The organism is Vallicoccus soli (genome assembly GCF_003594885.1).
Taxonomy (GTDB): domain Bacteria; phylum Actinomycetota; class Actinomycetes; order Motilibacterales; family Motilibacteraceae; genus Vallicoccus; species Vallicoccus soli.
The window spans coordinates 544326-570564 of sequence record NZ_QZEZ01000001.1; the positions used below are offsets into that span (position 1 = coordinate 544326).

The 26239-nt window shown below is 78.6% G+C and carries 20 protein-coding genes and 1 riboswitch; of the genes, 13 read left to right on the forward strand and 7 right to left on the reverse strand.

The features are described 5' to 3' along the window. Positions 1-5 precede the first annotated feature (5 nt). Positions 6-1007: a hypothetical protein gene (locus D5H78_RS02655; RefSeq protein WP_119948814.1), complete on the reverse strand. Its 1002-nt coding sequence runs from the start codon at positions 1005-1007 to the stop codon at positions 6-8. 239 nt (positions 1008-1246) lie between these two features. Between D5H78_RS02655 and D5H78_RS02660 the strand changes: the two genes are divergently transcribed. The 11 genes from D5H78_RS02660 to D5H78_RS19180 are packed head-to-tail and all read left to right on the forward strand — an operon-like array spanning position 1247 to position 13426. Further along, positions 1247-2821, forward strand: coding sequence for a GumC domain-containing protein (locus D5H78_RS02660; protein WP_119948815.1), 1575 nt, complete (start codon positions 1247-1249; stop codon positions 2819-2821). Next, positions 2808-3782, forward strand: a complete 975-nt coding sequence (locus D5H78_RS02665; protein ID WP_119948816.1) for a sulfotransferase — start codon at positions 2808-2810, stop codon at positions 3780-3782. Before D5H78_RS02660 ends, D5H78_RS02665 begins: the two co-directional genes overlap by 14 nt. After that, a complete protein-coding gene (locus tag D5H78_RS02670; protein WP_165865567.1) occupies positions 3779-4720 on the forward strand; it encodes a glycosyltransferase family 2 protein in 942 nt (313 codons plus the stop codon). The genes D5H78_RS02665 and D5H78_RS02670 overlap by 4 nt, the downstream gene beginning before the upstream one ends. After that, on the forward strand, positions 4707-5645 hold the full coding sequence (locus tag D5H78_RS02675; RefSeq protein ID WP_119948818.1) for a sulfotransferase: 939 nt from the start codon (positions 4707-4709) through the stop codon (positions 5643-5645). Before D5H78_RS02670 ends, D5H78_RS02675 begins: the two co-directional genes overlap by 14 nt. Continuing rightward, a complete protein-coding gene (locus D5H78_RS02680; protein WP_165865568.1) occupies positions 5642-6544 on the forward strand; it encodes a sulfotransferase domain-containing protein in 903 nt (300 codons plus the stop codon). The genes D5H78_RS02675 and D5H78_RS02680 overlap by 4 nt, the downstream gene beginning before the upstream one ends. 7 nt (positions 6545-6551) lie before the next feature. Further along, positions 6552-8051 carry an O-antigen ligase family protein gene (locus tag D5H78_RS02685; protein ID WP_119948820.1) on the forward strand — a complete coding sequence of 500 codons (1500 nt, stop codon included), beginning with the start codon at positions 6552-6554 and terminating at the stop codon, positions 8049-8051. Further along, entirely contained in the window at positions 8048-9247 is a 1200-nt protein-coding gene (locus D5H78_RS20220; protein ID WP_119948821.1) for a hypothetical protein, read from the forward strand. Before D5H78_RS02685 ends, D5H78_RS20220 begins: the two co-directional genes overlap by 4 nt. Continuing rightward, complete coding sequence (locus D5H78_RS02695) at positions 9228-10097, forward strand: sulfotransferase domain-containing protein (protein ID WP_218566149.1); 870 nt, start codon at positions 9228-9230, stop codon at positions 10095-10097. Before D5H78_RS20220 ends, D5H78_RS02695 begins: the two co-directional genes overlap by 20 nt. Before the next feature lie 7 nt (positions 10098-10104). Then, positions 10105-10932: a hypothetical protein gene (locus D5H78_RS19170; RefSeq protein ID WP_165865569.1), complete on the forward strand. Its 828-nt coding sequence runs from the start codon at positions 10105-10107 to the stop codon at positions 10930-10932. After that, positions 10929-11864 (forward strand): hypothetical protein, encoded by a 936-nt coding sequence (locus D5H78_RS19175; RefSeq protein WP_165865570.1) that lies wholly within the window; start codon positions 10929-10931, stop codon positions 11862-11864. Before D5H78_RS19170 ends, D5H78_RS19175 begins: the two co-directional genes overlap by 4 nt. Then, positions 11861-13426 carry a lipopolysaccharide biosynthesis protein gene (locus D5H78_RS19180; protein ID WP_165865571.1) on the forward strand — a complete coding sequence of 522 codons (1566 nt, stop codon included), beginning with the start codon at positions 11861-11863 and terminating at the stop codon, positions 13424-13426. The genes D5H78_RS19175 and D5H78_RS19180 overlap by 4 nt, the downstream gene beginning before the upstream one ends. A gap of 38 nt (positions 13427-13464) precedes the next feature. Here the strand turns inward: D5H78_RS19180 and D5H78_RS02710 are convergent, their stop codons facing one another. The 5 genes from D5H78_RS02710 to cysC all read right to left on the reverse strand — a co-directional run bounded on the left by D5H78_RS02710 (position 13465) and on the right by cysC (position 19596). Further along, positions 13465-14430, reverse strand: a complete 966-nt coding sequence (locus D5H78_RS02710; protein WP_119948822.1) for a hypothetical protein — start codon at positions 14428-14430, stop codon at positions 13465-13467. A 97-nt stretch (positions 14431-14527) separates the two neighbouring features. Continuing rightward, positions 14528-14678: riboswitch (cyclic di-AMP (ydaO/yuaA leader) on the reverse strand. A gap of 209 nt (positions 14679-14887) precedes the next feature. After that, positions 14888-15808, reverse strand: a complete 921-nt coding sequence (locus tag D5H78_RS02715; protein WP_119948823.1) for a LamG-like jellyroll fold domain-containing protein — start codon at positions 15806-15808, stop codon at positions 14888-14890. A 101-nt stretch (positions 15809-15909) separates the two neighbouring features. After that, positions 15910-16938, reverse strand: coding sequence for a hypothetical protein (locus D5H78_RS02720; RefSeq protein WP_119948824.1), 1029 nt, complete (start codon positions 16936-16938; stop codon positions 15910-15912). A 164-nt stretch (positions 16939-17102) separates the two neighbouring features. Continuing rightward, positions 17103-18119 (reverse strand): sulfite exporter TauE/SafE family protein, encoded by a 1017-nt coding sequence (locus D5H78_RS02725; RefSeq protein WP_119948825.1) that lies wholly within the window; start codon positions 18117-18119, stop codon positions 17103-17105. Between the two features lies 1 nt (position 18120). Continuing rightward, positions 18121-19596, reverse strand: a complete 1476-nt coding sequence (gene cysC / locus D5H78_RS02730) for an adenylyl-sulfate kinase (RefSeq protein ID WP_218566150.1) — start codon at positions 19594-19596, stop codon at positions 18121-18123. Between the two features lie 686 nt (positions 19597-20282). Here cysC and D5H78_RS02740 point away from each other — a divergent pair. Then, entirely contained in the window at positions 20283-22322 is a 2040-nt protein-coding gene (locus tag D5H78_RS02740; protein ID WP_133411988.1) for a hypothetical protein, read from the forward strand. Between the two features lie 36 nt (positions 22323-22358). Here D5H78_RS02740 and ppc read toward each other — a convergent pair whose 3' ends face one another. Beyond that, positions 22359-25097: a phosphoenolpyruvate carboxylase gene (ppc, locus tag D5H78_RS02745; protein WP_119948828.1), complete on the reverse strand. Its 2739-nt coding sequence runs from the start codon at positions 25095-25097 to the stop codon at positions 22359-22361. 296 nt (positions 25098-25393) lie between these two features. Here ppc and D5H78_RS02750 point away from each other — a divergent pair, with 296 nt between their 5' ends. Continuing rightward, complete coding sequence (locus D5H78_RS02750) at positions 25394-26179, forward strand: LamG-like jellyroll fold domain-containing protein (protein WP_119948829.1); 786 nt, start codon at positions 25394-25396, stop codon at positions 26177-26179. Positions 26180-26239 lie beyond the last annotated feature (60 nt).

Genomic DNA, 26239 nt, shown 5'->3' on the forward strand with positions numbered 1-26239 from the left:
CGGGCTCAGAGCGCCCGGGCGGTGCGCGCGCTGCCGAGGGCCGCCCGGTACGCGCGCAGCTTGGCGGCGCTCTCGTCGAGCGGCCAGTAGACGGTCTCCTTGGAGTTCCGGCCCGAGTTGAAGTAGGAGACGATCCCGATCTTGTCGGGGTTGGCCGAGGCCCACGTCCAGGACGCGTTCCACCAGTCGACGGCGGAGCGGGAGGAGAACGAGCCGGTGCAGCCGGTCTCGCCGATGCCGATCATCTTGCCGCCGGCCCCGTGGGCGCCGAGCCAGGTGACGATGCGCCCGAGGCGCACGTCGAAGGCGTCCCCCGAGGCGTTCTGGTAGCAGTCGACGCCGAGGAAGGCCATGCGGCGCAGGACGGCCGGGGTGAGGTAGTCCTCGGGGTGCCCGCTGCGGTTGCGCGGGTTGAACTCCCAGTCGCCGATGATCGGGGCGAACGCCACGTTGCGCAGGCCCGTGGTCGCCTTCATGACGTCGTGGATCCGCACCCAGGCCGCGGCGAACGCGGCGCCGTCGTCCGAGTCGTTGGTCGGCTCGTGGTGGAAGGTGACGACGACGGGCTTGCGCGTCCCGGCGTACGCGAGGGCGCGCTGGCGCAGCTGGGCGTCGTAGGTGCCGGCGGCGAGCGCCTTCCAGCCGGCGGCGCCGCCGGGGGGCTTGAAGGAGACCCAGGGCAGGCGGGCGGCGGCGTGGTCCGTGCGGATCTGGCGCACCTCGTCGGCCACCTGGTCCCAGCCGAAGAACGAGCGCTGCGTGCCGACCGCGCCGGTGGCCGTGGTCGCGAGGGCGATCTCCCCGGGGCAGGACATGCCGAGGTAGACCTTGCCCGGCTTGTGGCCCGGCCAGCGCGGGGTCGCGGTGGCGGCGGCCGCCGGCGCGAGGGCGCCCGGGGCGACGGCGCCGGCGAGGCCGAGGGCCGAGAGGGACAGGAAGCCGCGGCGCGAGAGGGAGCTGCGGGGCTCGACGGCGGGACCGGCGGAGGGACGCAGGGAGCGGTTCATGCTGGGTGGATCGGGGACGCGCACTACCGTCTTGAGGGGGTCCTCGTCAAGTTCGGCCGATCGGGTGATCATCGGCGGAGGTGTCCGCGGGGCGACGGGCGGGGGACGACCGGCGAACGGGTGAGCGTCGCGCAACGGGCACCGTGCGTCGTGCCCGCTTGTACCCTCGTGCCTGGATCGGGTGCACCGGGGACGGTGGGCGGCGGACGCCGCCGGGACCCGGGGGAGGGGCACCAGCTATGGCACGGACCGGGGCACGGGGCGGCGCGCGCGGCCCGCTGCTCGTCGCGGCCGGGGCGCTCGCCGTCGTGGCGTGCGGCGCCGGCGGCGCGGCGGCGGGGTACGCGGTGCACGAGAGCCTGCCGGTGCGCTACGCCGCCGACGCGTCGGTGCTCGTGCTGCCGACCGCGGGCGGCCTCGACTCCAGCGTGGCGGGCAGCCGCAGCGCGGCGGACATCCAGATCGAGACCGAGGCCGAGCTCATGGGCTCGGCGCAGGTCGCGGCCGCCGCGGCCGAGCGCCTCGACGGGCGCCTCTCCCCGGCGCAGCTGCTCGACGGCACCGAGGTCACGGTCCCGACGAACAGCCAGGTGCTGCAGGTGGCCGTGCAGGCGGGGTCGCCCGAGCTGGCCCGCGACGGCGCCATGGCGGTCGCAAGCGCTTACCTGGACCGGCGCACGGGTGAGGCCAAGGCCGCCGTGACGGCGGTCGCGGACTCCCTGCGCGCGCAGGTCGGCGACCTGACCGAGCGGTTGGAGGCCAACGCGGAGGAGATCGGCGGGCTCGCCGACGACGCGACGAGCCAGCGCTCCCTGCTGGAGTCGCAGCGCAGCCTGCTCGTCGACCAGATCGCCGACATCAACAGCCGCCTCGTCGCGCTCGACGTCGACGGCACGCGCGGCGGCGAGATCATCACCGAGGCGACGCTGCCGACCGCGGCCGCCTCGCCCGACCTGCTCGTGGACGTCGGTGGCGGCGCCGCCGTCGGCACGCTGCTCGGGGCCGGCCTCGTGCTCGGCGCCGCCCGCCTGCGGGCCCGCCGCGGCCGCACCGGCGCCGAGGGCGGCCCGCAGCTGCCGGTCCTGGCGACCGTGGGCGTCGGCGCCGACGGCGACGACGTGGCCGCCGCGGACCTCGCCGTCCTGCGCCGCCTCGGGGCGGAGGTGCGCGACCACGACGCCGCCGGCGGCCCGACCGTCGTGGTCGGCGTCGGGGACCGCTCGGTGCGCAGCCGCGTCGCGCTCGGCCTCGCCGAGAGCTCCGCCGCCGACGGCGCGCCGGCCCTGCTCGTGCTCACCGAGCCGCCGGCCGGGCACCTCGCCGCCGCCCTGCCGGCCGGTGCCACGGGCCTGCTCGACGCCGTGCGGGGCGAGGTCGCCGCGACCCGGGCGGTCGTCGGCGTCGACGGCTCGCCGGTCCGCCTGCTCGGCCCGGGCCGTCCCGGCCGCGAGGGGGAGGCGGTCGAGGTCGCCGACCTCGACGATCTGTGGGGTCGGCTCGAGCGCGACCTCGGCACGGTCACCGTGCAGACGAGCTCCTCCCTGGAGAGCCCGCTGGCGCAGTCGGTCCTGCAGACGGCCGGGCGCATCGTCGTCGTCGTCGAGTCGAGCCCCCGCCAGACGCGCGAGCTCACCAGCGCGCTCGCCGAGCTCGACTGGCTCGGCCTCACCGACCGGGTGGTCGGCGTCATCGTCGTGGTGCATCGGCCCTCGGCGCGCCAGGTGCTCGGCGCCGCCGCGGCGCCGGCGCGCGAGGTGGCCGACGGGCGCGCGGGCCGCCAGGAGGTCTCCGGGGGTCGTCGTGACGGGCGCTGACGCGGCGCGCCGACCGACGGTGCTCTACATCGCGGGCGCGGGGCGCTCCGGCAGCACGCTGCTCGAGCGCATGCTGGGCGCCGTCCCCGGCCTGGTCAACGTCGGCGAGCTCGTCGACCTGTTCCGCCGGGTCAAGGACGGCGACGAGCTGTGCGGCTGCGGCCGCGCCTTCTCGGCCTGCCCGTTCTGGACGGCGGTGGGCGAGCGGGCCTTCGGCGGCTGGACGCCCGCCCTCGCGGCCGAGTTCGTCGAGCTCAAGGCACGGGTGGGCCGCCAGCGCGACCTGCCCCAGCTCCTCGCCCCGACCCGGGCACGCGCTTTCCAGGACGGGCTCGAGCGGTACGGCGAGCTGCACCGCCGCGTCTACGACGCCGTCCTGGCCGAGTCCGGCGCCCACGTCGTCGTCGACGCGAGCAAGGGGGTGGCGCACGCGCTGGCGTTCACGCGCAGCGGCCAGGTCGACGTGCGCCTGCTGCACCTCGTGCGCGACGCCCGGGGCGTGGCGTTCTCGTGGGCCAAGGCCGGCGTGGCCCGTCCGCAGGCCGGGGCGCCGGGCGCGACGATGTCGAGCTTCAGCCCCGAGCTGACCGCCGCCCGCTGGACGCTGCTGCAGGGCGAGATCACCATGGCCCGGCGGCTGTTCACGGCGTCAACCCGCGTCCGGTACGAGGACCTCGTGCGCTCGCCCGCGCGCGTCGTCGGGGACGCGCTCACCGCCCTCGGGCTGCCGCCGGGGCCGGGCGCCCTCGCCCACATCGACGGCAACCGCGTCGACCTGCCGGTCACGCACGGGCTGTCCGGCAACCCCTCGCGCTTCCGCTCGGGGGTGCAGGAGCTGCGGGCCGACGAGCAGTGGCGCCGCGACATGTCCCGGCGCGACCGCATCGTCACGACCGCCATCGCCGCCGCCCCGCTGACCGGCTACGGCTACGTCGGCCCCCGCGAGAGGAGGCCGTCGTGAGCGCCCCCGCAGCCCCGCCGGCGGCCCCCGCCGTGACGGTCGTCGTGCCCACCCGCGGGCGCCCCGAGCTCGTGCGCGCCGCCGTCGCCGCCGTCGTGGCCCAGCGCTACGACGGGACGGTGGACTGCGTCGTCGTGCACGACCAGGAGCCGGTCGACCCGTCCCTCGAGGAGCTCGCGCGCCCGGGCCGCGGGGTGCGGGTCGTGGCCAACGACGGCACCCCGGGGCTCGCCGGCTCGCGCAACGCCGGCCTGCGGCTGGTGCGGACGCCGTACGTCGCCTCCTGCGACGACGACGACGCCTGGCTGCCGGACAAGGTGCGCCTGCAGGTGGAGCGCCTCGAGTCCGACCCCGCGCTCTGGGCCGTCGGCGCCGGCATCCGGCTGCTCATGCCCGGCGGGCGGGTCGTGGAGTGGCTGGGCCCGTCCGACCTCGTCACCCGCGAGGACCTGCTGCGCTCGCGGCGCAAGGAGCTGCACTCCTCCACCCTGCTCATGCGCACCGCGGTCTTCGAGCGCGTCGGCGGCTACGACGAGCAGCTCCCGCAGGGCTACGCCGAGGACTACGAGTGGCTGCTGCGCGCCAGCGCGCTGGGGCCGCTCGGCGTCGTGCGGGTGCCGCTCGCGGACATCCGCAAGGACGGCGTCTCCTGGTACCGCGGGCGCGGCGAGGTCACGGCGGCGGCGCTGGAGCACCTGCTCGCGACGCACCCGGAGCTCGCGACCTCGCGCCGCGGGCACGCGCGCATCCTCGGGCAGGTCGCGTTCGCGCACAGCACGCTCGGCGACCGGCGCACCGCCCTGACCTGGGTCGGGCGCTCGCTGCGCCGGTGGCCGCTCGCGCCGCAGGCGGGCCTGGCCCTCGTGCACCTCGTCTCCGGCGCCGACCCGCGCCTGCTCCTGCGCTCGGCCCGGCTGGTCGGCCGTGGCCTCTCCTGAGGCGCCCCGGCCCGGCGCCCCCGTCCTCGTGACCGGGGTCCCGCGCTCGGGCACCACCTGGCTCGCGCGCCGGCTCGCCACGGCGCGCGGCGCCGGCATGCCCGGGCGCGAGCCGATGAACCCGCGCGGGGGGCAGTGGGGCCTCGGGGGCACCCTCACGGGCTGGACCCAGCTCGACGAGCCCACGCCGCGCCAGGCCCGCCTGCTGCGGCGGGCGTACCGCGGCCTCGAGCCGCGCACCTGGAGCCGGTACGGCGTGCGCGCCCACGTGGCGGCGCTGCCGGGCGGGCGGGTCGTCGTCAAGGACCCCTTCGCGCTCCTCTCGCTGCCGGCCGTCGTGCGCACGACGGGCGCGGTCCCCGTGCTCGTCTACCGGCACCCCGGCGCGGTCCTGGCGAGCTACCGCAGGATGGGCTGGCGCGCCGACACCGCGGAGCTGCGCCGGCTCCAGGGCCGTCCCGCGGCGGGCGACGGGGCGCTCGACGACGTGACCGCCATGGGCGAGTTCTGGGCCGAGCTGCACCGGCGCGCCCTCGCGCGCGGCGGCGAGGTCCCGGGGCTGCGCGTCGTGGCGCACGCCGAGCTCGCCGAGGGCGGCGACGCCGCCCTGCACCGGCTCATGGCCTCGGTGGGCCTGCGGCCCCGGCGCACCGCCCCCGCCCCGGCCGGCGAGGCCCCCACCGGGCCCCGCGCCGGGGGGCTGCACGACTTCCGGCGCAGCGCCCAGGAGGTGGCGCAGGGCTGGCGCGCGGCGCTCGCCCCCGGCGAGGAGGAGGCCCTGGCCGCGCTCACCGCCGACGTGTGGGACGCGCTGGAGGCCGCCCGCCTGCCGCTGGGCCCCCCACCCGCACCCGCTCCGGCACCCGCACCCGGCAGCAGCCCCCGCCCGACCGACCGCGAGCCCGCCCGCAGGAGCGCCCCGTGACCCGCCCGAACTTCCTCTACCTCGGCCCGGACAAGGCCGGCTCCTCCTGGCTGCACGACGTGCTCATCCGGCACCCGCAGGTGTTCATGCCGGAGGCGAAGGACCTCTACTTCTTCGACCGCTACTACGACCGCGGCCTCGGCTGGTACCTCGGGCAGTTCCGCGCCGCCGGCCCGCAGCACCGCGTCGTCGGCGAGGTCTGCCAGGACTACCTCGCCGCGCCGGAGGCCCCGGGGCGCATCCACGCGTCCCTCGGGGACGACGTGCGCTTCATGGCGACCCTGCGCGACCCGGCCGAGCGGGCGTGGTCCTCCTACCTCTACATGCTCAAGCACGGCGAGGAGCCGGGCACGTTCCTCGAGGCCCTCGAGGGCCGCCCCGAGCTGCTCGAGCACGGGCGGTACGGCACCCAGCTGCAGCGCTACGCCGAGCGCTTCGGCCTCGAGCGGGTCCACGTGGCCGTCTTCGACGACCTCGGCGCCGACCCGCAGGCCTTCGTCGACCCGCTGCTGGCCTGGCTCGGCCTGGACCGGATGGTCCTCGGCGAGGACCTGCTCGCGGTGCGCCTGCCCGCCGGGCGGGCCCGCTCGCTGCCCGTGGCGCGCGCCGCGCGCTGGGCGGCCGCGCGGGTGCGCGAGCTCGACGGCGCGAACCTCGTCGGGCGGGTCAAGCGGTCCCCCCTGGTGCAGCGCGCCCTCTACGCCCCGCTCGCCGACGGCAAGCCGGTGATGTCGGACGAGGAGCGCGCCGCGGTCCACGACGCGCTCGCCGGCGAGGTGGCCCTCGTGGACGAGCTCACCGGCCTCGGCCTGCGCGGGCGCTGGGGCTGGCCGGCGGCCGCCCCCGCCGCCGCGGGCCCCGGCGCGGCCCCGTCGGCCCGTACCCCCCGGACGGCGTGAGCCGGCCGTGACCGTCCTGCAGCCGGCGCCCGCCGCCCGCGCCCCCCGGGGCGGGGCGGAGCGCCCGCGCGCCGCCGGGCCCGCGCGCCCCGGCCGCGGCTCCTGGCTGGAGCGGCGGCTCGGCCCGGCGTGGCCGCTCAAGGTGCTGCTCCTCGGCTTCCCGCTCTGGTGGGCGCTGGGGCTGGCCAGCTTCGTCTTCCTCCTGCTCGCCGTGCCGATGGCGGTGCAGGTCGTGCGGCGCGGGCCGCTCAAGGTGCCCGCCGGCTTCGGGGTCTGGGTCCTCTTCCTCGCCTGGATGCTCCTCGGGGTCCTCGTCCTGTGGGCCGACGCGCCCGGGACGCTCGGCGGGGGCGGGCCCGAGCGGCTCCTCACCTACGGCTACCGCGTGCTGTGGTACCTCGCGATCACCGTGGCGATGCTCTACCCGATGAGCCTGCCGTCGTGGGTGCTGCCGACCCTCGACGTGGCCCGCTGGCTCGGCGCCCTCTTCCTCGTGTGCGTCCTCGGCGGCCTCGCGGGCATCGCGTTCCCGCACCTGGAGTTCACCTCGCTCGCCGAGCTCGTCGTCCCGGGCGCGCGCCAGGAGGGCTGGGTGCACTCGCTCGTGCACCCGTCGCTCACCACCTACAGCGACTTCCTCGGGTACGAGCAGCCGCGTCCGAAGGCGCCGTTCGTCTACCCGAACGCCTGGGGCAACAACGTCGGCCTGCTCCTGCCGTTCTTCGTCGTCGGCTGGCTCACGGCGCCGCAGCGCTGGCGGCGCTGGGCCGTCCCCGTGGTGCTCGCCGCGGCCGCCGCGCCCATCGCCTTCAGCCTCAACCGCGGCCTCTGGCTGGGACTCGGCCTCGTCGTCGTCTACACCGCGGTGCAGCTCGCGCGCTCCGGGCGCCTCGCGGCGCTCTGGGCGCTCACCGTGGCCGGGCTCGTCGCCGCCGCGGTGCTCGTCGCCTCGCCCCTGTGGTCGACGGTGACGCTGCGCATCGACACCCCGCACAGCAACGACCGCCGCGGGACCGTGGCGGAGGTGGTCACGACGACGACCCTCGAGGGCTCCCCGCTGCTCGGCTACGGCTCGACCCGCCAGGTCGACGGCAGCTTCGCCTCCATCGCCGGCGGCAAGACGCCCGACTGCCGCCAGTGCGCGGCGCCGCCGCTCGGCACGCAGGGCTTCATGTGGCGCCTCGTCTTCACCACCGGCTTCGTCGGCACGGCGCTGTTCCTGGGCTTCCTGGCGGTGCAGCTCCTGCGCCACGTGCGCCGGCGCACGCCCGCCGCGGTCCTGGGCTGCCTCGCCCTGCTCACCTCCGGGCTGTTCTTCTTCGTCTACGACTCGCTGGAGTCCCCCCTGTTCGTGCTCATGCTCGCGGTCGGGCTCATGAACCGGGAGCGGCTGGAGGACGAGGTCCGCCGCCGCACCGGCCGCACGCGCCCGCGCGTCCCGCGGCCCCCGCGCCGCGTCCCGCCGCCGGTGCGCGACGGCGCCACGGCCCTGGACGCGGCCCGGTGAGCGCCCCCGACGGCGCCCTCGCCGACGTGGCGCGGCTGCTCTGGCCGGCCGGCGGCGCGCGGACCACCCGGCGCCCCGGCGCGCCGGGCCTGCTCGCGCTGCCCTCGAGCGCGGCGCCGCGCCTGCTGGTCCCGGCCGACGTGCCCGGCGCGGCCGGGATGCTGCGCCGGCACAGCACCTCGGGGCGCCGCCGCGCCGCGCAGGACGCCCTGGCCCGCGCCCAGCGCGCGGGGGCGCTGCGCTGGCTGCCCCTGCCGCGGCTCACCGGCGCCGGGGGGCTGCCCGCGCACGCCGCGGCCACCGTCGAGGGCGGGCACCGGGTCGGGGTCCTGCTCGGCCCGCCGCGCGCGAACGCCAAGCCGGTGCTGCAGGTCTTCGACCGCGCCGGGCGCACGGTGGCCTTCGGCAAGGTCGGGCACACCCCGCGCGCCGCCGCCCTGGTCCGGCACGAGGCGGGGGTGCTGCGCGAGCTCGACGGGGCCCCGCTGCGGGCCCTCGAGGTGCCGCGCCCGCTGCACGCGGGCACCTGGCGCGGGCTGGAGCTGCTCGTCATGAGCGCCCTGCCCGCGGCCCAGACCCGCTCGGGCTCCTGGGAGCCCCCGCTGGCGGCGCTGCGCGAGCTCGCCGAGCACGGCGGCACCACGACCGCCCGGGTGGGGCGGGGGGCGTACGCCGAGGACCTCGTGCGCCGCTGCGCGGCCGCGTCGCCGGGGACGGGCGAGCTGGCCCGCGCCGCCGTCGCCGCCGTCGCGGACGTCGAGCTCGGGCACGGCCGCTGGCACGGGGACTGGGCGCCCTGGAACACCGCCGCCGGGGCCGACGGGCGGGTGCAGGTCTGGGACTGGGAGCGCTCGGCCACCGGCGTCCCCCTCGGCCTCGACGCGGCCCACCTGCGCGCCCAGGCCCTGCTGCGCGACCGGGCGGCCCCGTCCGAGCTCGCCGGGGGGCTGCTCGCCGCGGCCCGCGGCGACCTGGCCGCCTGGTACGACCGCGAGGACCGGCGCCGGGCCACCGTCCTGCTCTACCTGCTCGAGGTGCTCCAGCGCTACCGCGCGGACGCCGACGCAGGGAGCACCGAGGCGCTCCGGCGCCGTACCGCGACCGTCGAGGCGGCGGTCGACCACCTGCTCGACCCGCGCGCGGGGACCCCGCGCGACGACACGACGGAGGGCACCCGTGCCGGCGCTGAAGCGTAGGGCCCCGCAGGGCCTGAAGGTCCTCGGCCGCAGGGCCTCGGTGGCGACCGGGCGGTGGACCGCCGGCCTGCGCCTGGCGCCCGGCTTCCTGCTCGCCGGCGTCCAGCGCGGCGGGACGACGTCGCTGTTCCGCGCGCTCGTCGACCACCCGGCGGTCCTGCCGGCGAACTTCCACAAGGGCGTCAACTACTTCGACGTCCACTACGCCCGGGGCTGGGACTGGTACCAGGGCCACTTCCCGCTGCGTGCGGCGGCCGCGCTGCGCACCCGGGGCGCGGGCGAGCCGGTGACGTTCGACGCGAGCGGCTACTACGCGTACCACCCGCACGCCGCGGAGCGCATCGGGCGCGACCTGCCCGGCACCAAGGTGCTCGTGATGCTGCGCGACCCGGTCGAGCGGGCGTGGTCGGCGTACAAGCACGAGCACGCGCGCGGCTTCGAGACCGAGGCGCCCGAGCGGGCGTTCGCCCTCGAGGACGAGCGGGTGCAGCCCGAGCTCGAGCGGATGCTCGCCGACCCGGCCTACTACAGCGCGAGCCACCGCCACCACTCCTACCGCCGCCGGGGGCAGTACGCCGAGCAGCTCGAGCGCCTGCACGCCGCGGTGGGCGCGGCGGACGTGCTCGTCGTGGACAGCCGCGACTTCTTCGAGCGCCCGGAGGAGGAGTACCGCCGGGTGACGGACTTCCTCGGCCTCGCCCCGCACGCGCCCGCGCGCTTCGACCGCTGGAACGCGCGCCCGGGGAGCGGGATGCCCGAGGGCGTGCGCCGCGACCTCGAGCGCGCGCTGGAGCCGCACGACCGCGCCCTGGAGTCGCTGCTCGGCGCGCCGCCGAGCTGGCGGCGGTGACGGCGCCGTGCAGCTGCACCCCGACACCCCCGACCCGGTCCTCGCGCGCCTGCGCACGGCCCGGTGGCGCGTCGTGGCCGGCCTCGCCCTCGGCCTGGCGGCCGGCGCGGCGCTGCACCAGGCGCAGGACCCGGTGTACCGCTCCACGGTCGCCGTCGAGCTCGGCGAGGTCGCCCCGGCCGTCGACCTGAGCCCCACGGCCCAGCAGCCGCGGCTGCTGAGCATCGACACCGACGCGCAGCTCGTCCGCTCCGACGCGGTCGTGGGCGCGGTGGCCGACGTGGTGGACCGCCCGGCCGCCGAGGTGCGCACGGACCTGCGGGTCGGCGCGCGCCAGCTCACCCGCGTCCTGGAGATCACCTACGCCGACGGCACGGCGCGCGACGCCCTGGCCGGGGTGCGCGTCGCCACCGAGGCGTACCTCGCCGAGCGGGAGCGCCTCGTCGTCGAGCCCGCGCGGGCGTACCTGCGGGGGATCGGGGAGGCGACCGACGACCCGGTGCGGGCCCCGGACGGCGCTGCGCCCGACGCCGACGCGGGTGCCGACGCCGACGCCGACGCCGCCGGGACCGACGCCTCGGTCGAGGCGTCCGCCGGCGACGTCAGCGGCGCCGCGGAGTCCGAGGCGCGGCGCGAGCGCGCGCTGCGCCTCGAGCTGGCGCTGCCCGCCGCCGGCCGGGTGCTGCAGGCGGCCGACCCCGCGCCGGCGCCGGAGCGCCCCGACGTCGAGGTGCCGCTGGCCTCGGGCGCCGCCGTGGGCGCCCTGCTCGGCCTGGGCAGCACGGCCCTGGTGCCCGCCCGTCCGCGCCGCCGGCGCCCCGGGGTGGCATCGTGAGCGCGGCGACGCGGGGGGCGCCGGTGCCCGGCGCGGCCCGGTCCGGCCCGCAGGGCGGGGCGCACGACGGGGCGCAGGACGGGTCCGGGACGGAGGGCATGGCCACGGTCGGGCGGCACGCGGCGCGGGCGGGCTCCCGGGCGCGCGGGGCGCGCCGGGCGCGGGGCACCGGCCGCTGGTCGCGGCCGCTCGCGCCCTGGCGGGCGCTGCTCGTCGCGCTGGTGGTGGGCCTGCTGGGTGCCGCCGCGGCCGGCGGCGCCGCGAGCGCGGTGCTCGCGCCCCGGGCCACCGCGCAGGCCTCGCTCGTCCTCGCCCCCGCGCCCGGCAACGCGTACGCGACCGCCTCGCGCGACGTCCTCGCGGACCTGGAGACCGAGGCGGAGCTGCCGACGTCCGACGCGGTGCTGGAGCGGGTCGTGGCGGCCGTGCCCGGCACGACGGTGGAGGGGCTGCGCGGGCGGGTGCGCGCGAGCGTCGCCCCGCGCACCCAGGTCGTGCAGGTGCAGGTGAGCGCCCCGCGCCGCGCCGAGGCGCTGGCGCTGGCCCGGGCCCTCGCGGACGCGGTGCTGGCGACCCGGGCCGAGCGGGCCGGGGCCGCGCTCGGCGCGCGCCGGGAGGTGCTGGAGCGCCAGCTCGCCGCGGCGGAGGGGGCGCTCGTCGCCGTGCGCTCCGCCGAGGCCGCCGACCCCGTCGAGGACGCGGTGCTGAGCCGCCGCGTCGTCGCCCTGCGCACCGAGCTGCGCGCCACCGGCGCGGAGCCGTCCCCGGGCGCGCTCATCGGCACCGTCCCCCTCGGGCAGTCCCGCAGCCGCGAGCTGCTCGCCGCGGCCGGGGCCGGCGGTGCGCTCGCCGGGGGCGCGGCCCTGCTGCTCGCCCTGCGCCGGCCGCGACCGGCGCGCCGGGCCCGGCGCGCGGCGCGGGACCGGGGGTGAGCGCGCCCCCGCTCGGCGGGGCCGCCCCCGCCGGGACGCACGTCGAGCGCGCCGCCCGCTCCGGCGCGCTGAGCCTCGCGGGCGCGCTCGTCTCGGCCGTCGCCGGCGTCGCGCTGACCGCCGTCGTCACGAACGGCTTCGACCGGGCCACCGCCGGCACGGTGTTCGCCCTGACCAGCCTCTTCCTCATCGTCACCGGCGTCGTGCAGCTCGGCACCGAGGTGGGCCTCGTGCGCGCGCTGCCCGTCGCCCTCGTGCGCGGCGAGCCGTGGCGCGTGCGCGCGGTGCTGCGCACCGCCCTGGTGCCCGTCGCCGTCCTGTCCCTCGTCGCGGCGGCCGCGGGCGTGCTCCTGGACGGGACGGTCGCCGGCCTCGCCGTGCCGGGCACGGGCCAGGAGGGCGCGCGCCAGGTCCTCGTGCTCGCGCTGGCGCTGCCGGCGGCGGCGCTGCTCAACGCGGCCCTGGCGGCGACCCGCGGCCTGCGCACCATGCGCCCTACCGTCGTCGTCGAGGCGCTGGGGCGCAGCGTCGTGCAGCTCGCGGCCGTCGCCGCGGTCGCGGCCCTCGGCCTCGGACCGGTCGCCGCGGTGGCGGCCTGGTCGCTGCCGTACGCCCTCGCGCTGGTCGCGGCCGCGCTCTGGCTGGCGGCGCTGCTGCGCCGGCGCGCCCGCGGCAGGCCGCCGGAGGGCGCCGCGGTGCCCGGCCCGCGGGCCGAGGCGGGGGAGTTCTGGCGGTTCACCGCGCCCCGCGCGCTGGGCACGGTGTCGCAGGTGCTGCTCAAGCGCGCCGACGTCGTCCTCGTGGCGGCGCTGCGCTCGCCCGCCGAGGCCGCGCTCTACGCCGCCGCCACCCGCTTCGTCGTCCTCGGCCAGCTCGGCGTCCAGGCCCTGCAGCAGTCGCTCTCGCCGCAGCTGGCCGCGCTCTTCGCCGCGGGCGACACCGCGGGGGTGCGCGAGGTCTACCGGGCCGCGACGGCCTGGTCGATGATGCTCGCCTGGCCCGTCTACCTGGCCTGCGCCGTCCTGGCGCCCGAGCTCCTGACCCTCTTCGGCGAGGGGTACGACGAGGTCGCCCCCGTCGTCGTCGTCCTCTGCACGGCCATGCTGGCCGCCACCGCCTGCGGGGCGGTCGACACCGTGCTGCTCATGTCCGGCGGCGCCTGGCGGAGCCTGGCGAACAACTCCGCCGCGCTCGTGGTCAACCTCGTCCTCAACGTCGTGCTCATCCCGCGGTACGGCGCGGTCGGCGCCGGCGCGGCGTGGGCCGCGTCCATCCTGCTGCGCAACGCCCTGCCGCTCGTGCAGGTGTGGACGCTGCACCGCATCTCGCCGCTGGGGCGCCAGACCGCGGTGGTGGGCCTGAGCGCCGGCCTGCTGCTCGGGGTGGTGCCCGCGCTGGTGCGCTGGGCCACCGGCTCGGGGGCGGTCGTGCTCGGCGCGCTCGTCGTCGGCGGCCTCGTGCACCTGCTCGTCCTGGCCCGTCACCGCGAGGAGCTCCAGCTCGCGGCGCTCGCCGGTGCGCTGCGCCGCCGGGGCGCCCGGGCGGGCCGCGGGCGGGGCTGAGCCCCACCCACGGCCCCGGCGCCCGGGTGCCCCCTCGCTCAGAGGCGGCAGGCGGTCGACGAGGTCAGGCTGCGCCGGAAGGCCGCCAGCTTCGTCGCGGACTCGGTGAGGAGCCAGTTGTTGCCCGAGTTGTTGTTGTGCAGGCTCGAGAAGTACGAGATGGCGCCGATGCGCGAGGTGCGCGCCGCCGCCCAGTCCCACGAGCTGGTCCACCACTCGGCGCCCGACGGGTCGCGGTAGCCGTCGGTGGCGCCGGTCTCGCCGACGCCGACCATGAGGTCGGAGCGGCCCCGGGCGTCGAGGTAGCCGAGGATGCGGCCGAGCCGGACCTCGTACCCGTCGCCGGACCTGTTCTGGTAGAGGTCGATGCCCAGGAAGTGCGCCCGGTCCAGGACCCCGCCGGAGAGGTAGCCCTCCGGGGAGTCCCGGCGGTTCACCGGGTTGAACGTCCAGTCGCCGAGGATCGGCACGGACGCCACGTTGCGCAGGCCCGTCTCGTCGCGCATGACGTCGTGGACCCGGCACCAGGCCCGGGCGAAGTCCTGCGAGGTGCCGAGGTGGCCGACGTCGGTGTGCGGCTCGTGGTTGAACGTGGCGACGACGGGGCCGCCGAGCTGGGCGTACCGGCGGGCGCGGGCGCGCAGGTCCGCGTCGTAGCGCCCGGACGCGATCTGCGACCAGGAGGCGCCGGACGGCGGCTTGAAGGAGATCCACGGCAGGCGGCCGGCGCGGTGCGCCGCGGTGATGTTGCGGGTCTCGCGGGTGCCGTCGCCCCACTTGTAGTAGGTGCGCGCCAGGCCGAGCTGGTCCTGGACGGCCGAGAGCTGGCCGGAGCCGCCGAGGTAGATGCGCCCGGGCTGGTGGCCCGGCCAGCGCGCGGCGGCGGCCGCGGGGGCCGCCAGGGCGGTGGCCCCGGCGCCGGCGAGCACGGTGCCGGCGGCACCGAGCAGGGACAGCCGCAGCAGCTGGCGGCGGTCGAGCAGGGGTCCGGTCGCCGGGTTCACCGGGTGCCGCCGGGGGTACGGGGTGCCGGGCCGGCGGGGGTGCCGGGCCGGGCCGGGGCGAGGGGGGCCCCGGACGCGGGCAGGGTCGAGTGCACGGACGGTCCTTCTCCGACGCCTGCGGGGTCAGCTGTCGGGTTCGGGCCGGAGGTGGCCCGGCCGCCGGAGCGGCTTCACCCCGAGGACGCGCGCGAGGGGGTGCGCGCGCCCGGAAGTGGGTCCCCCGCTCCTGCCTGCGGTGTGCTCGTGGGGCTCGCACCGGGGCAGGACTCGGCGGACGGGCGAGGCCTCGGCGGAGGGGGGAGCCGGGGCGTCCGGAACCTACGGGAGCGGGTCGGTCCGGCTCAACACCCGGTCGAGTGCTTGACCCGCCCTCGACCGCTGCATTGCGTGCCCTTTGCCGAGCAACGACCGTGCGCGACCGGTCGTCCGCGCCCCGTCGCGCCGGGGCGCGGTGGGGTCAGCCCGCGGGGGCCTCGACGACGACGTCGTCGACGGCCCCGAAGTACTGGTCGTTGCCCGCCTTGAGGTTCTTGCCGGCGATGCGGACCGGCCCCTCCGGGTCCACCGGCAGGCCGTCGGGCACCGGCGCCCGGCCCCGCTCCTCGCCGTCCACCACGATGGACAGGCTCGCGCCGGCGCGCACGCACTCGACCCGGTGCCACCCGCCGTCGGCCACGTCGACGTCGGCCCGGACCTGGTGGATCGTGCTGTCGCCGCGGCCGACCAGCGTGCACGAGGGGTGCCCGGCCAGGCCGTCGACCTGCAGCTTCCACTGGCCCCCGCCGCCGACGGAGAAGCCCTGCTGCAGGACGTTGGAGCCCTTCGACGTGCGCCCGGCCGGCAGGGCGAGCGACGCGCCCCAGCGCAGGTCGCCGGTGCCCGGCGCCAGCCCGGCCGCGTCCTCGACCTCGACGACGCCCTTGGGGCAGTCCCCCTCGACGGTGCTGTCGCAGGGGGCGGGCAGCTGCAGCGCGAGCCCGCGCCCCGGCGCGCCCTCGACCAGCGCGAGCCCCCCGGTCGGTCCGGCGAGGCGCACCCGCGCGTCGTGCCCGCTCCCGCTCGCGTCGGGCACGAGCGCGCCCTCCCCGAGCCGGTCGCCCGCCGCGCCGTCGTCGAAGGTCAGCTCGAGCACCCGCTCGGCGCCGCCGGACCGGCCCGTGCCGGCGTCCGCGCCGGGGGTCAGCAGCGGGCCCAGCGTCGAGGGTGGCGCCGGGGCGCCCGCGGGGCCGGGGTCCTGCCCGCAGCCGGCCAGGCCGAGCAGCCCCAGCAGCCCCAGCACCCCCGCCAGCGCGAGCGCCGGCGCGCCGGCGCGCCGGCGCGCCCGTACGTCCGGCCCGGCCCCACCCGCGCCGTGACCGCTGCGGACCGCCTGCTGCACCCGGGACCCCGCCCTCGTCGTCGTCCGGCCCGTCGCGGGCCGCGCTCCATCGTCGCACGCAGCGTGACTGCTCGGGTGCGTCCACGTCCTCCGCGGCGGTGTCACGCCAGGGTCGTCGCCACGGGCGAGCGCAGGCTCGACCGGAACCCCTCCAGGAGGTCCTCGGACTGCTCGAGCACCCACCGCACGCCCTGGCGGTTGTTGCGCTCGCTGTTGAAGTACGACACCACCCCGACGCGGTCGGCGCTGCCCTCCACCCAGGACCAGGAGTCGGACCACCAGTCCACGGCGCTCGGCGCGCCGTAGTCGTCGGTCGCGCCGGTCTCGCCGACCCCGAGCATGAGGTGCCCGGCGCCGCGCCCGTCGAGCCAGTCCAGCACCCGGCCGAGCCGCACGTCGTACGCCGCCCCGGCCCGCGACTGGTAGACGTCGACGCCGAGGAAGGCGGCGCGCTCGAGCACGTCGTCGGTGAGGTACTCCTCGGGCCGGCCGCGCTCGTTGCGCGGGTTGAACTCCCACTCGCCGAGGATCGGCACGCTCGCGACGCCGCGCAGCCCCGTCTCGTCGTGCATGACGTCGTGGACCCGCGACCAGGCGGCCGCGAACTCCTCCGGCGTCCCCTCCTCGTCGTTGTGCGGCTCGTGGTGGAAGGTCACGACGACGGGGCGGTCCAGCGCGTCGTAGCGCCGCGCCCGCTCGCGCAGGTCGTCGTCGTGCGCGCCGGAGGCCACGGCGGCCCAGCTGCCGGGCCCGCCGCCGGGCGGCTTGAAGGACACCCACGGCAGGCGGTCGGCCGCGTGGTCCTCGCGCACCACGGCCTCCTCGTCGTCGAGGCCGTCCCAGGGGAAGAACGAGCGCCGCACGCCGAACGGCCCGGTGGCGGCCAGGGACCCCTCGAGGTCGCCGCCGACGGCCATGCCGAGGTAGACGCGCCCGGGGCGGTGCCCCGGCCAGCGGCCGGCGTCGTCGCGGTCGTCGTCGCGGTCGTCGTCGCGGTCGTCGTCCCGGTCGTCGTCCCGGTCGTCGTCGCCGCCGCACGCCGCGAGCAGCGGGGCGCCGAGCGCGCCGAGGCCCAGCAGGGCCAGGACCGCCCGGCGGTCGGGCCCCGCCGCCCCGCCCTCCGCGCCCACCCCTGCGCCTCCTCGTCCTCGGGCCGTCCCGTGCCCGTGCCGTGCCGTGCCCGTGCCGTGCCGTGCCCGTGCCGTGCCCGTGCCGCGTCCGTCGCGTGCCGTGCGTGCTCGCCGTTCGCCCAGCCGGGCGCCGCGCGCCCCGCCACGCTACCCGCGCGCGGGCGTCAGCGCGCCGTGCTCCCGCTGCGGTCCGCCGCGTCGCCCGCGGCGCGCGGGCCCCCGGCCCCGTCCCCGCCGTCCCGGCCGTCCCGGCCGGCGCGCGCTGCGCGCTCGCGCCGCCCCGTCGCCGGCAGGCCGGCCCGCCGGCGCGCCCAGGCCCAGGCGAGGGGCCCGGCGACGCACACCGCGAGCAGGCACCAGCCGAGCGCCACGTTCGGCACCCCGACGAGCTTGAGGCCCGACGCGAGCAGCACGAGGGTCAGCGCGCGGCGCACGAGCCCGCCGTTGGCGCGCGAGGAGAACCGGGCCCCGACGTACACCCCGGGCAGGGCGCCGACGAGCAGCGACGTGGTGACGTCGAGCTGGAAGTCGCCGAAGAGCATGTGCCCGACCGCCGCGGACGCCACCAGCGGCACGGCCTGCACGAGGTCGGTGCCGACGAGCTGGCTGGCGTGCAGCGCCGGGTAGAGCGCGAGCAGGGCGATGATGATCAGCGAGCCGGACCCCACCGAGGTCATGCCGACGATGAGGCCGCCGAGGACCCCGACGAGCACCGTGGGCACGGGGCGCAGCACGACGTCGGGGCGCCCGGTGGCCGAGCCCTCGGGGGGCAGGCCCTCGCGGTGCCGGCGCGCCCGGTCGCGCATGCCCAGCCAGGCCTTGCCGACGAGCGAGGCGGTGGCGATGAGCAGGGCGACGCCGAGCGCGACCTTGACGACCTCCTGCACCGTCTCGTCGTCGCCCAGGGCCTTGATGACGAGGACGCCGGCGAACGCGCTGGGCACCGAGCCGAGCATGAGCAGCTTGACCAGGCCGAGGTTCACGGTCCCGTTGCGCAGGTGCACCAGCCCGCCGACGGGCTTCATCACGGCGGACACGACGAGGTCGCTGGACACCGCGGCGAGCGGGGGCACGCCGAAGAAGAGCACGAGCACGGGCGTCATCAGCGCGCCCCCGCCCATGCCGGTGAGGCCGACGACGGCGCCGATGAAGAGGCCCGCGACGGCGAGGCCGAGGTCCACGTCAGTCCTCCGGGGTGGCGAGGTAGCCGCGGCCCTCGAGCAGGGCGAGCACGGCGCCGGCGGCGTCGTCGACCGGGCCCTGGGAGGTGTCGAGGACGAGCTCGGCGTCCTCGGGGGCCTCGTACGGGTCGGAGACGCCGGTGAACGCCGGGATGAGGCCGGCGCGCGCCTTGGCGTAGAGGCCCTTGCGGTCGCGGGCCTCGCAGACCTCGAGCGGCGTCGCGACGTGCACCAGGACGAAGTCGCCGACGGCCTCGGCCATCGCCCGGACCTCGGCGCGCACGGACGCGTAGGGCGCGATCGGCGCGCACAGGGCGATCCCCCCGTGGCGGGCCACCTCCGCGGCGACCCAGCCGATGCGCCGCACGTTGGTGTCGCGGTCGGCCTTGGAGAACCCGAGCCCGCTGGAGAGCACGTGGCGCACCTCGTCGCCGTCGAGCAGCGACACCCGGCGGTCCGAGCCCTCGACGAGCCGCTCGGCGACCCGGCGCGCGACCGTGGACTTGCCGGAGCCGGAGAGGCCGCTGAGCAGCACGACGACGCCACGGCGCGGCGGCGGCGGCCGCCAGCGCGCCAGCTCGCGCGCGACCCCGGGGGTCGCGTCGGCGGCGCCGAGGGCCCCCGCGTCCAGGGCGGCGCGCAGCTGCGCCGGGCCGGGGGCGCCGCTGGGGGCGGGTACGGCCGCCAGCGGGCTCCCGGCCGCGCCCGCGCCCCCGAGCAGGTGGGTCGCGCCGTGGGCGGCGGCCACCTGCGCGCCGAGCGCGAGGTCCTCGGCCGGGCCCGCGGGGCCGGTGCGGTGCGCGAGCGGCACGGTGACGACGGTCGCGGCCGGCAGGTCCGGCAGCGCCGCGAGCACGGTGCGCACGAGCACGTCCGCGGGCAGCCCGTCGGGGCCGGCGTCCGCGGTGCGCACGAGCAGGAGCAGGTGCGCGCCGGCGGCCGGGCCGCCCGGGGCGACGGCGGCCCGCAGCGCCGCCACGTCGGCCGCGAGCGGCGGGCGGTCCACGAGCGCGGCGAGCACGGGCCCCTCGGGCAGGCCGGCGCGCACCGCGCCGGGGGAGCGGTGCAGCGCGGCGAACGGGCCCTCGCTGCGCCGGCCCAGCGCCGTGAGGCCGCCGGCCAGGGCGAGCCGGCCCGGGCGCCGCCCGGGCGCGGCCTCGGCGACGCGCAGCAGCGCGACCGGCACGGACTCGGTGTCGGCGAGGACCACGGCGCCGGCGGCCCGGGCGGCCTCGGCCTCGGCCTCGGGCAGCTCGAGCGCGAGCGCCACGGGCCAGGGCGTGCCGTCCGGCAGCGCTCCGCCCGCCTCGACCGCGGCCCGCGCCGCGGCGTCGAGCGGCCCCGTGAGCGGCGCGAGGGCGCCGGAGAGGAGCAGCTCGACGTCGGCGAGCCCGGCGGGGTCGGGTACGGCCACCGGCAGGTCGGTGAGGTCGGTCCCGCCGCCCCCGCCCGCCGGTCGCGCTCCTGCGGCAGTCACGGCGGCGAGTGTGCCACGCACCCCTGTCGCGCCGGTGGGGATCGGGGGGCGCGACGACCCGGACGGAGCACCCCCAGCCGCCGCGGCGCTGCCGCGCGGTCGCGGTACGAGCACGCTGCGTCGATCCGGGGGCCGCGCTCCTGTGACGCTGCGTCATCGGGACCGGCCACCCGGGTCACCCCGTCCCCGACCGGCCGACCGCTCGCGCACCGCCTCCCGGTCCCGGCCGGGCGGGCGGGCGGCGACGCTGCGCCCGACCTCCTCGAACCGCTCGAGCGCGACGGCGGCCGTGGGCCGGCGGGTCTTCGACGTGGCCGTGGACGGGCGGGTCGCGCCGGCGCGGAGGTCCTCGCCGCGTCCGGGCAGGCCGCCTGGCACGACGCGCGCGGCGCGTTCCTCCTCGACGGGGTGCTGTGGACCGGCGGGGCCGACGGCACGCTGTCGCGGCGCGCCCTCGGCGGCGAGCGCACGGGCCCTGCCCAGCCCGTGCCGCTGGCTCGGCGCGCCCGCCCAGGAGCTGCAGCGGTGACCGGCACGGCCTACGCCGACGGCCGGCTCTCCTGCACCGTCGCCGGGCACGACGCCCTCCAACGCCCGCGGCCTGTCGTGCTGCCGCCGCGGGCGTCGTGAGCAGGGCGGCACCCGGTCGGGTGAAGCGGGACACCGGAGGGTCATCCGGGCGTAACGTGGCGCGGCCCGGGGACGACGAGCACGGGTACGGGCGAGGACAGGGGGACGACGTGCAGGTCGACGTGCAGGTCCGGGGCGGGCGCGCCGGGCGCCGCCGGCGGGCGGCCGCGGGGGCGGCGGCGCTCGCCGCGCTCCTCGCGGGCACCACCGGCACGACGGCCGGCCCCGCGGCCGCGGCGGGACCGAGCCACGGGCGCTCCGTGGTGACGGTGGACCCGGTGGACGTCACCCCGCACGTCATGGACGGCGCGGTGATGTCCGTCGTGCAGGTGGGGCGCACGGTCTACGCCGCGGGCACCTTCACCAGGGTCCGCCAGGCGCTCGACGGTCCGGACCTCGCACGGCGCGGCCTCGTGGCCTTCGACGCCGAGACCGGGCGGATCGACACCTCGTTCGACGCCCGCCTGACCGGCCCCCTCAAGTCGATCGACACCGACGGGACCCACCTGTTCGTGGGCGGCAGCTTCGGCGGGGTCGACGGGCGCACCACCCAGCGGCGGGTCGCGAAGCTGACGCTCGCCGGCCACCTCGCGCCGGGCCAGCCGGCCGTGCCCGGCTCGCAGGTCAACGAGGTCGTGGTGCGCGGCGACCGGGTCTACCTCGGCGGCAAGTTCACGACCGTCGGCGCGCACGTCCGCAAGGGCCTGGCGGCGGTCAGCGCCACCACCGGCGCCGTGCTGCCGGAGGTCGCCGTCCCCTTCGAGGGCACCTACAACGGCGGCGGCAGCGGCATCATCCGCATGGACGTCGCTCCCGACGGGCGGCGCCTGGTGGCGGTCGGCAACTTCGTCGAGGTGGCGGGCGCGCCGCGCGAGCAGGTCGCGGTGCTCGAGCTGCCCGCCACGGGCGCGGCCGCGCTCTCGAGCTGGGGGACGCTGCGGTTCTCGCACGCCCTCAACCCCGGCTGCTCGGTCGACCACGACGCGTGGGTGCGCGACGTCGACTTCGCCCCCGACGGGTCGTACTTCGTCGTCACGACGAGCGGCGCCTTCGGCGGCGGGGCCCGCGCCGGCACCCTGTGCGACACGGTGTCGCGCTGGGAGGGGCGGGCGACCCGGGGCGGGCAGCAGCCGACCTGGGTCGCCTACACCGGCGGCGACACCGTGTACGGCGTCTCGGCCACCGGCGCGGCGGTGTACGTCGGCGGGCACTTCCGGTGGTTCGACAACCCGTTCCAGGGCGGGCAGGCGGGTCCCGGCGCCATCCCCCGTGAGGGCCTGGCCGCGCTGGACCCGCTCAACGGCCTGCCCCTGCCGTGGGACCCGGGCCGCGCGCGCGGCGTCGGCGCCGAGGCCCTGCACGCGACCCGCACCGGCCTGTGGGTCGGCAGCGACACCACCCGGATCGGCCAGCCGTGGCAGACCCGCTCGCGCATCGCGTACCTGCCGCTGGCCGGCGGGACGACGGTGCCGGCCACGCCCGCGTCGACGCTGCCCGGGGACGTGCTCCGCGTGACCTCGACGGGCGCGCTGCAGCGGCGGGCGCTCGGGGCCGACGGGCGCCCGGCGGGCGCGGCGAGCGCCGTCCCGGGGGAGGGCCTGGCCTGGACGCAGGTGCGCGGCGCCTTCCTCGTCGGCGGCACCCTCTACTACGGCCACACGAGCGGGCGGATGTACGCCCGCTCCTTCGACCGCGCGACCGGGCGGGTCGGGCCGGCGCACGAGGTGGACCTGCGCACCGACCTCGACGTCCCGTCGAAGCCGGCGAAGATCCCGTTCCCCCTGGAGAAGCTGAGCGGGGCGTCCTTCGACCCGGCGACGCACCGCCTCTACTACACGGTGCCGGGCGACGCGCGGCTGTTCTACCGGTACTTCACCCCGCTCGGGCACGTCGTCGGCGCCCAGACGTTCGTGGCCGAGGGCGCGCCGGACATGACGCGCGCCGCCGGGCTGCTCGTCGCCGGCGGGCGCCTGCTGTGGGGCTCCAGCGCGGACGGCGCCCTGCGCGCGGCGCCCTTCGCCGCGGGTCGGGTGACGGGGCCGGCGGTCGTGGTCGACGCCGACCGCAGCTGGAACCTGCGCCAGCTGCTGCGCTGAGCCCCGCCGCGCCGCGGGGGCTGCGCGGCGGCCGGCTCAGCCGGTGTTGCGCAGCCCCGCGGCCACGCCGTTGACGGTGAGCAGCAGCGCGCGGCGCAGCTCGTCGTCGGGCCGGTCGGCGGCGCGCACCCGCCGCAGCAGCGACACCTGCAGGTACGAGATCGGCGCGAGGTAGCTGTCGCGCACCTGCAGCGTCTGCGCGAGCACCGGGTTGGCGCCGAGCAGCTCGCGCTCGCCCGTGATGGCGAGGACCTCGCGGACGGTGCGGGCGTACTCGTCCTCGATGGTCGGCAGGAAGCGGCGCAGCCGCGGCTCGACGAGCTGCTCGACGTAGTGCCGCGCCACCCCGAGGTCCGTCTTGGCCAGCGTCATGGAGACGTTGGACAGGAAGTTGCGGAAGAAGTGCCACTCGCGGTGCATCTCGAGCAGCGCCTCGCCGTGGCCCGCCTCGCGCGCGGCGGCCAGGCCGGCGCCGACGCCGTACCAGCCGGGGAGCACCTGGCGCGACTGCGTCCAGCCGAAGACCCACGGGATCGCGCGCAGGCCCTCCAGGCCCTTGCCGGTGTCGGGGCGGCGCGACGGGCGCGAGCCGAGGTGCAGGTCGCCGAGCTGCTCGACGGGCGTCGACTGGCCGAAGTACGCCGGCAGGTCCGGGTCGTCGACGAGCGCGCGGTGCGTCGCGAAGGCCGCGTCGGACAGCACGTCCATGACGGCGTCCCAGCGGGCGAGCTGCTCGGCGCTCGAGCGCGGCTGCTGGTGCAGCACGGTCGCGCGCAGGCTCGCCGCCACGGTGAGCTCGAGGTTCTCGCGGGCGAGCGCCGGCAGCATGTACTTGTCGCTGATGACCTCGCCCTGCTCGGTCACCTTGATCTCGCCGTCGAGCGTGCCGTTCGGCTGGGCGAGGATCGCGTCGTACGTGGGCCCGCCGCCGCGGCCCACGGTGCCGCCGCGGCCGTGGAAGAGCCGCAGCCGCACGCCGTGGCGCCGCGTGACGTCGCGCAGGCGGCGCTGGGCGCGGTGGATCTCCCACTGCGAGGTCGCCAGGCCCGCGTCCTTGGTCGAGTCCGAGTAGCCGAGCATGACCTCCTGCACGTCGCCGCGCAGCGCGACGAGCCGGCGGTACGAGGGGTCCTCCAGCAGCTCGCCGACGATGGTGTCGGCCGCGCGCAGCTCGGCGACGGTCTCCAGCAGCGGCACGAAGCCGACGCGGGCCACCCCGCCGGGCAGGTCGACGAGCCCCGCCTCGCGGGCGAGCAGCACGGCGGCGAGCACGTCGTCCGCGCCGTGGGTCATCGAGATGATGTACGACTCCACGGCCGCGTCGCCGTAGCGCTCGAGGCTCTCGCGGATGGTCGCGAAGACGGCGACGGTCTTGGCGCCGGCCTCGTCGAGCGGCGGCGGCACCGGGGCGAGCGGGCGGCGGCCGGCGAGCTCGCGGCGCAGCAGCGCGAGGCGCTCGGGGCGGGACAGGTCGGCGTACGGGCGGTCGAGCTCGCCGAGGCGGTCGACGAGCTGGCCGAGGGCCTGGTGGTGGGCGTCGGAGTGCTCGCGCACGTCCATCGTGGCCAGGTGCAGGCCGAACGCGCCCACCGTGCGCACCGCGCGGTCGAGGCAGCCGCGCGCCATGAGCTCGCCGCGGTGGGCCAGCAGGCTGTCGCGCATGACGAGCAGGTCGTCGAGCAGCTCCTGCGTCGAGGCGTAGTCCTGCCCCGGGCGGTGCGGCCCCCCGGCGGCGAGGCGCCGGCGGGTCTCGGCGATCTTCTCCCGGATGCAGGTGGCCTTGAGCCGGTACGGCTCCTCCACGTTGAGCCGCCGGTAGCGCGGCTCGATCCCGGGCAGCGCCGCGAGGTCCGCCTCGACGCTCTCGAGGAGCTCGCGGCTGGCACCGGCGATGCGGCTGGAGGTGGAGAGCTCGGCGCGCAGCTGGTCGACGAGCTCGGCGGCGTCGCGCAGGGCGTGGTCGTGCTGCAGGCGCAGGACCTCGGCCGTCACGGCCGGCGTCACGAACGGGTTGCCGTCGCGGTCGCCGCCGATCCAGGTGCCGAACGTCAGCGGCCGCGGCCCCACGGCGTCGCCGAGGCCGACCGCGCGCAGCTGCTCGTGCAGCTCCTCGACGACGTCGGGGACGGTGTCGCGGTAGAGCTGGTCGAAGTAGTAGAGGGCGTTGCGCGCCTCGTCCATGACGTCGGGCTTGCCCACGCGCAGCTCGTCGGTCTGCCACAGCGAGTCGATCGTCTCGGCGAGGCGGCGGTCGACGCGGGGCGACGGCGGGGCGTCGAGCAGGTCGGCGACGTCGCGCAGCTTGCCGAGGACGGTGCGCCGCGCCGCCTCCGTGGGGTGCGCGGTGAAGACCGGGCGCACCTCCAGCCCGGCGATGCCCCGGCGCGCGTCCTCGCCGAGGCCGGCCGCGGCGATCTCGCCGGCGGCCTGCTCGAGCCAGCCGCCCTGCTCGCGGCGCTGGCGGGCCAGCTCGCGGCCGCGGTGGACCTGCTCGGTGACGTTGGCGAGCTGGAAGTAGGTCGAGAAGGCGCGCACGAGCCGCGCGGCCGTCGCGGTGTCGAGGCCGTCGAGCAGCGCCGCGGCGGCCTCGCTGTCCTCGCGCACCAGGGCGCGCACCCGCTCGACGAGGTCGAAGAGCTCCTGGCCCTCCTGGCGCACCAGCGTCTCGCCGAGCAGCCGGCCGAGGCGGCGGATGTCGGCGCGCAGGGCCGCGTGGGCGTCGGCCTGACCGGGCGCGGCGGGCGCGGTCGCGGTCGGCTCGAGGGGGGAGTCCACAGCGGTCACGGGGGGCTCCTCGGCAGCGGGGTCGGGGCAGCGGGGTCGGGGCAGCGTGCGGTGCCGGACGCCGTCGTCCGCGCGGCACCCTACCCCGGGGCCGCGGGGCGCGGCCGGGGTGCGAGGGCGGGGGACCTCCCCGCCGGCGGCGCCGCGCGGGTCGGGGACGGGCCCAGCCCCCCGGCGACCGACTGTTGCGTGGGTCACCAGGTCACTGGCAGCATCCGGCCCGACCCCCACCGTCGACGGTCCCCCTCCGCCGCCGGCGCACCACCGCGCACGTCCCGAGGAGCGCCGTGACGCACGCCCGCACGCCCGCAAGCCCCTCCCGCCGCGGCCGCCGCGCGCTCGCCGCCGCGGCCCTCGCCGCGGGGCTGGCCACTCCGCTCGCGGCCGTCCCGGCCGCCCCTGCCGCCGCCGTCCCCGCCGGCGCCACCTGGGCGCTCGACTTCGACCAGTCCCTGCTCGGCGGCCTGCTCCCCAGCGACCGGGTCACGGACGTGACCGGGCGGGGCAACGACGGGCGGGTGCGGCTCGCGCGCGGGGGCGCCCTGCGCTCCGTCGTCGGCGCGCTGACGGGCTCACGGGCCCTGCAGTTCCCCGCCGCGTGCTCCGGCGCCGCCTGCCCCGCGGCCGTCGTCAAGGTGCCGGACGCTGCCGTGCTGGTGCCGCGCACCCGTCCCTTCGCCTACGGCGCGCGGCTGCGCCTGCCGGCCGCCGCGGTGACCCACGGCGCCAACGTCGTCCAGAAGGGCCTCTGGGGCGACCGCGGGCAGTGGAAGCTGCAGGTCGACGACGGCCGGCCCGGGTGCGTCGTCGCCGGGCAGCACGACGGCGACCTGCGCCGCGCCGTGGTCGCGGCCCCCCGCAGCATCGCCGACGGGCGGTGGCACGAGCTCGAGTGCCGCCGCACCGCCACCGCCGTCGAGCTCGTGGTCGACGGCGCCGTGGCCGCGCGCCAGGCGGCGCCGGCGGTGGACGTGCGCCCGGGCGCCGCCGTCGCCGTCGGCGGCAAGGGCGTCTCGAGCAGCGGGGACCAGTTCCACGGGGCGCTCGACGAGGTGTGGCTGCGGGTCGGCTGACGAGGCGCTGACGCAGCTCGGGGCCGGTGGCGGTCGCCACCGGCCCCGAGCCCCGGAGGG

Excerpts from the sequence above, each read along its gene's own strand:
- D5H78_RS02655 (WP_119948814.1), bottom strand. The coding sequence starts at position 1,007 with ATGAACCGCTCCCTGCGTCCCTCCGCCGGTCCCGCCGTCGAGCCCCGC.
- D5H78_RS02660 (WP_119948815.1), top strand. The coding sequence starts at position 1,247 with ATGGCACGGACCGGGGCACGGGGCGGCGCGCGCGGCCCGCTGCTCGTC.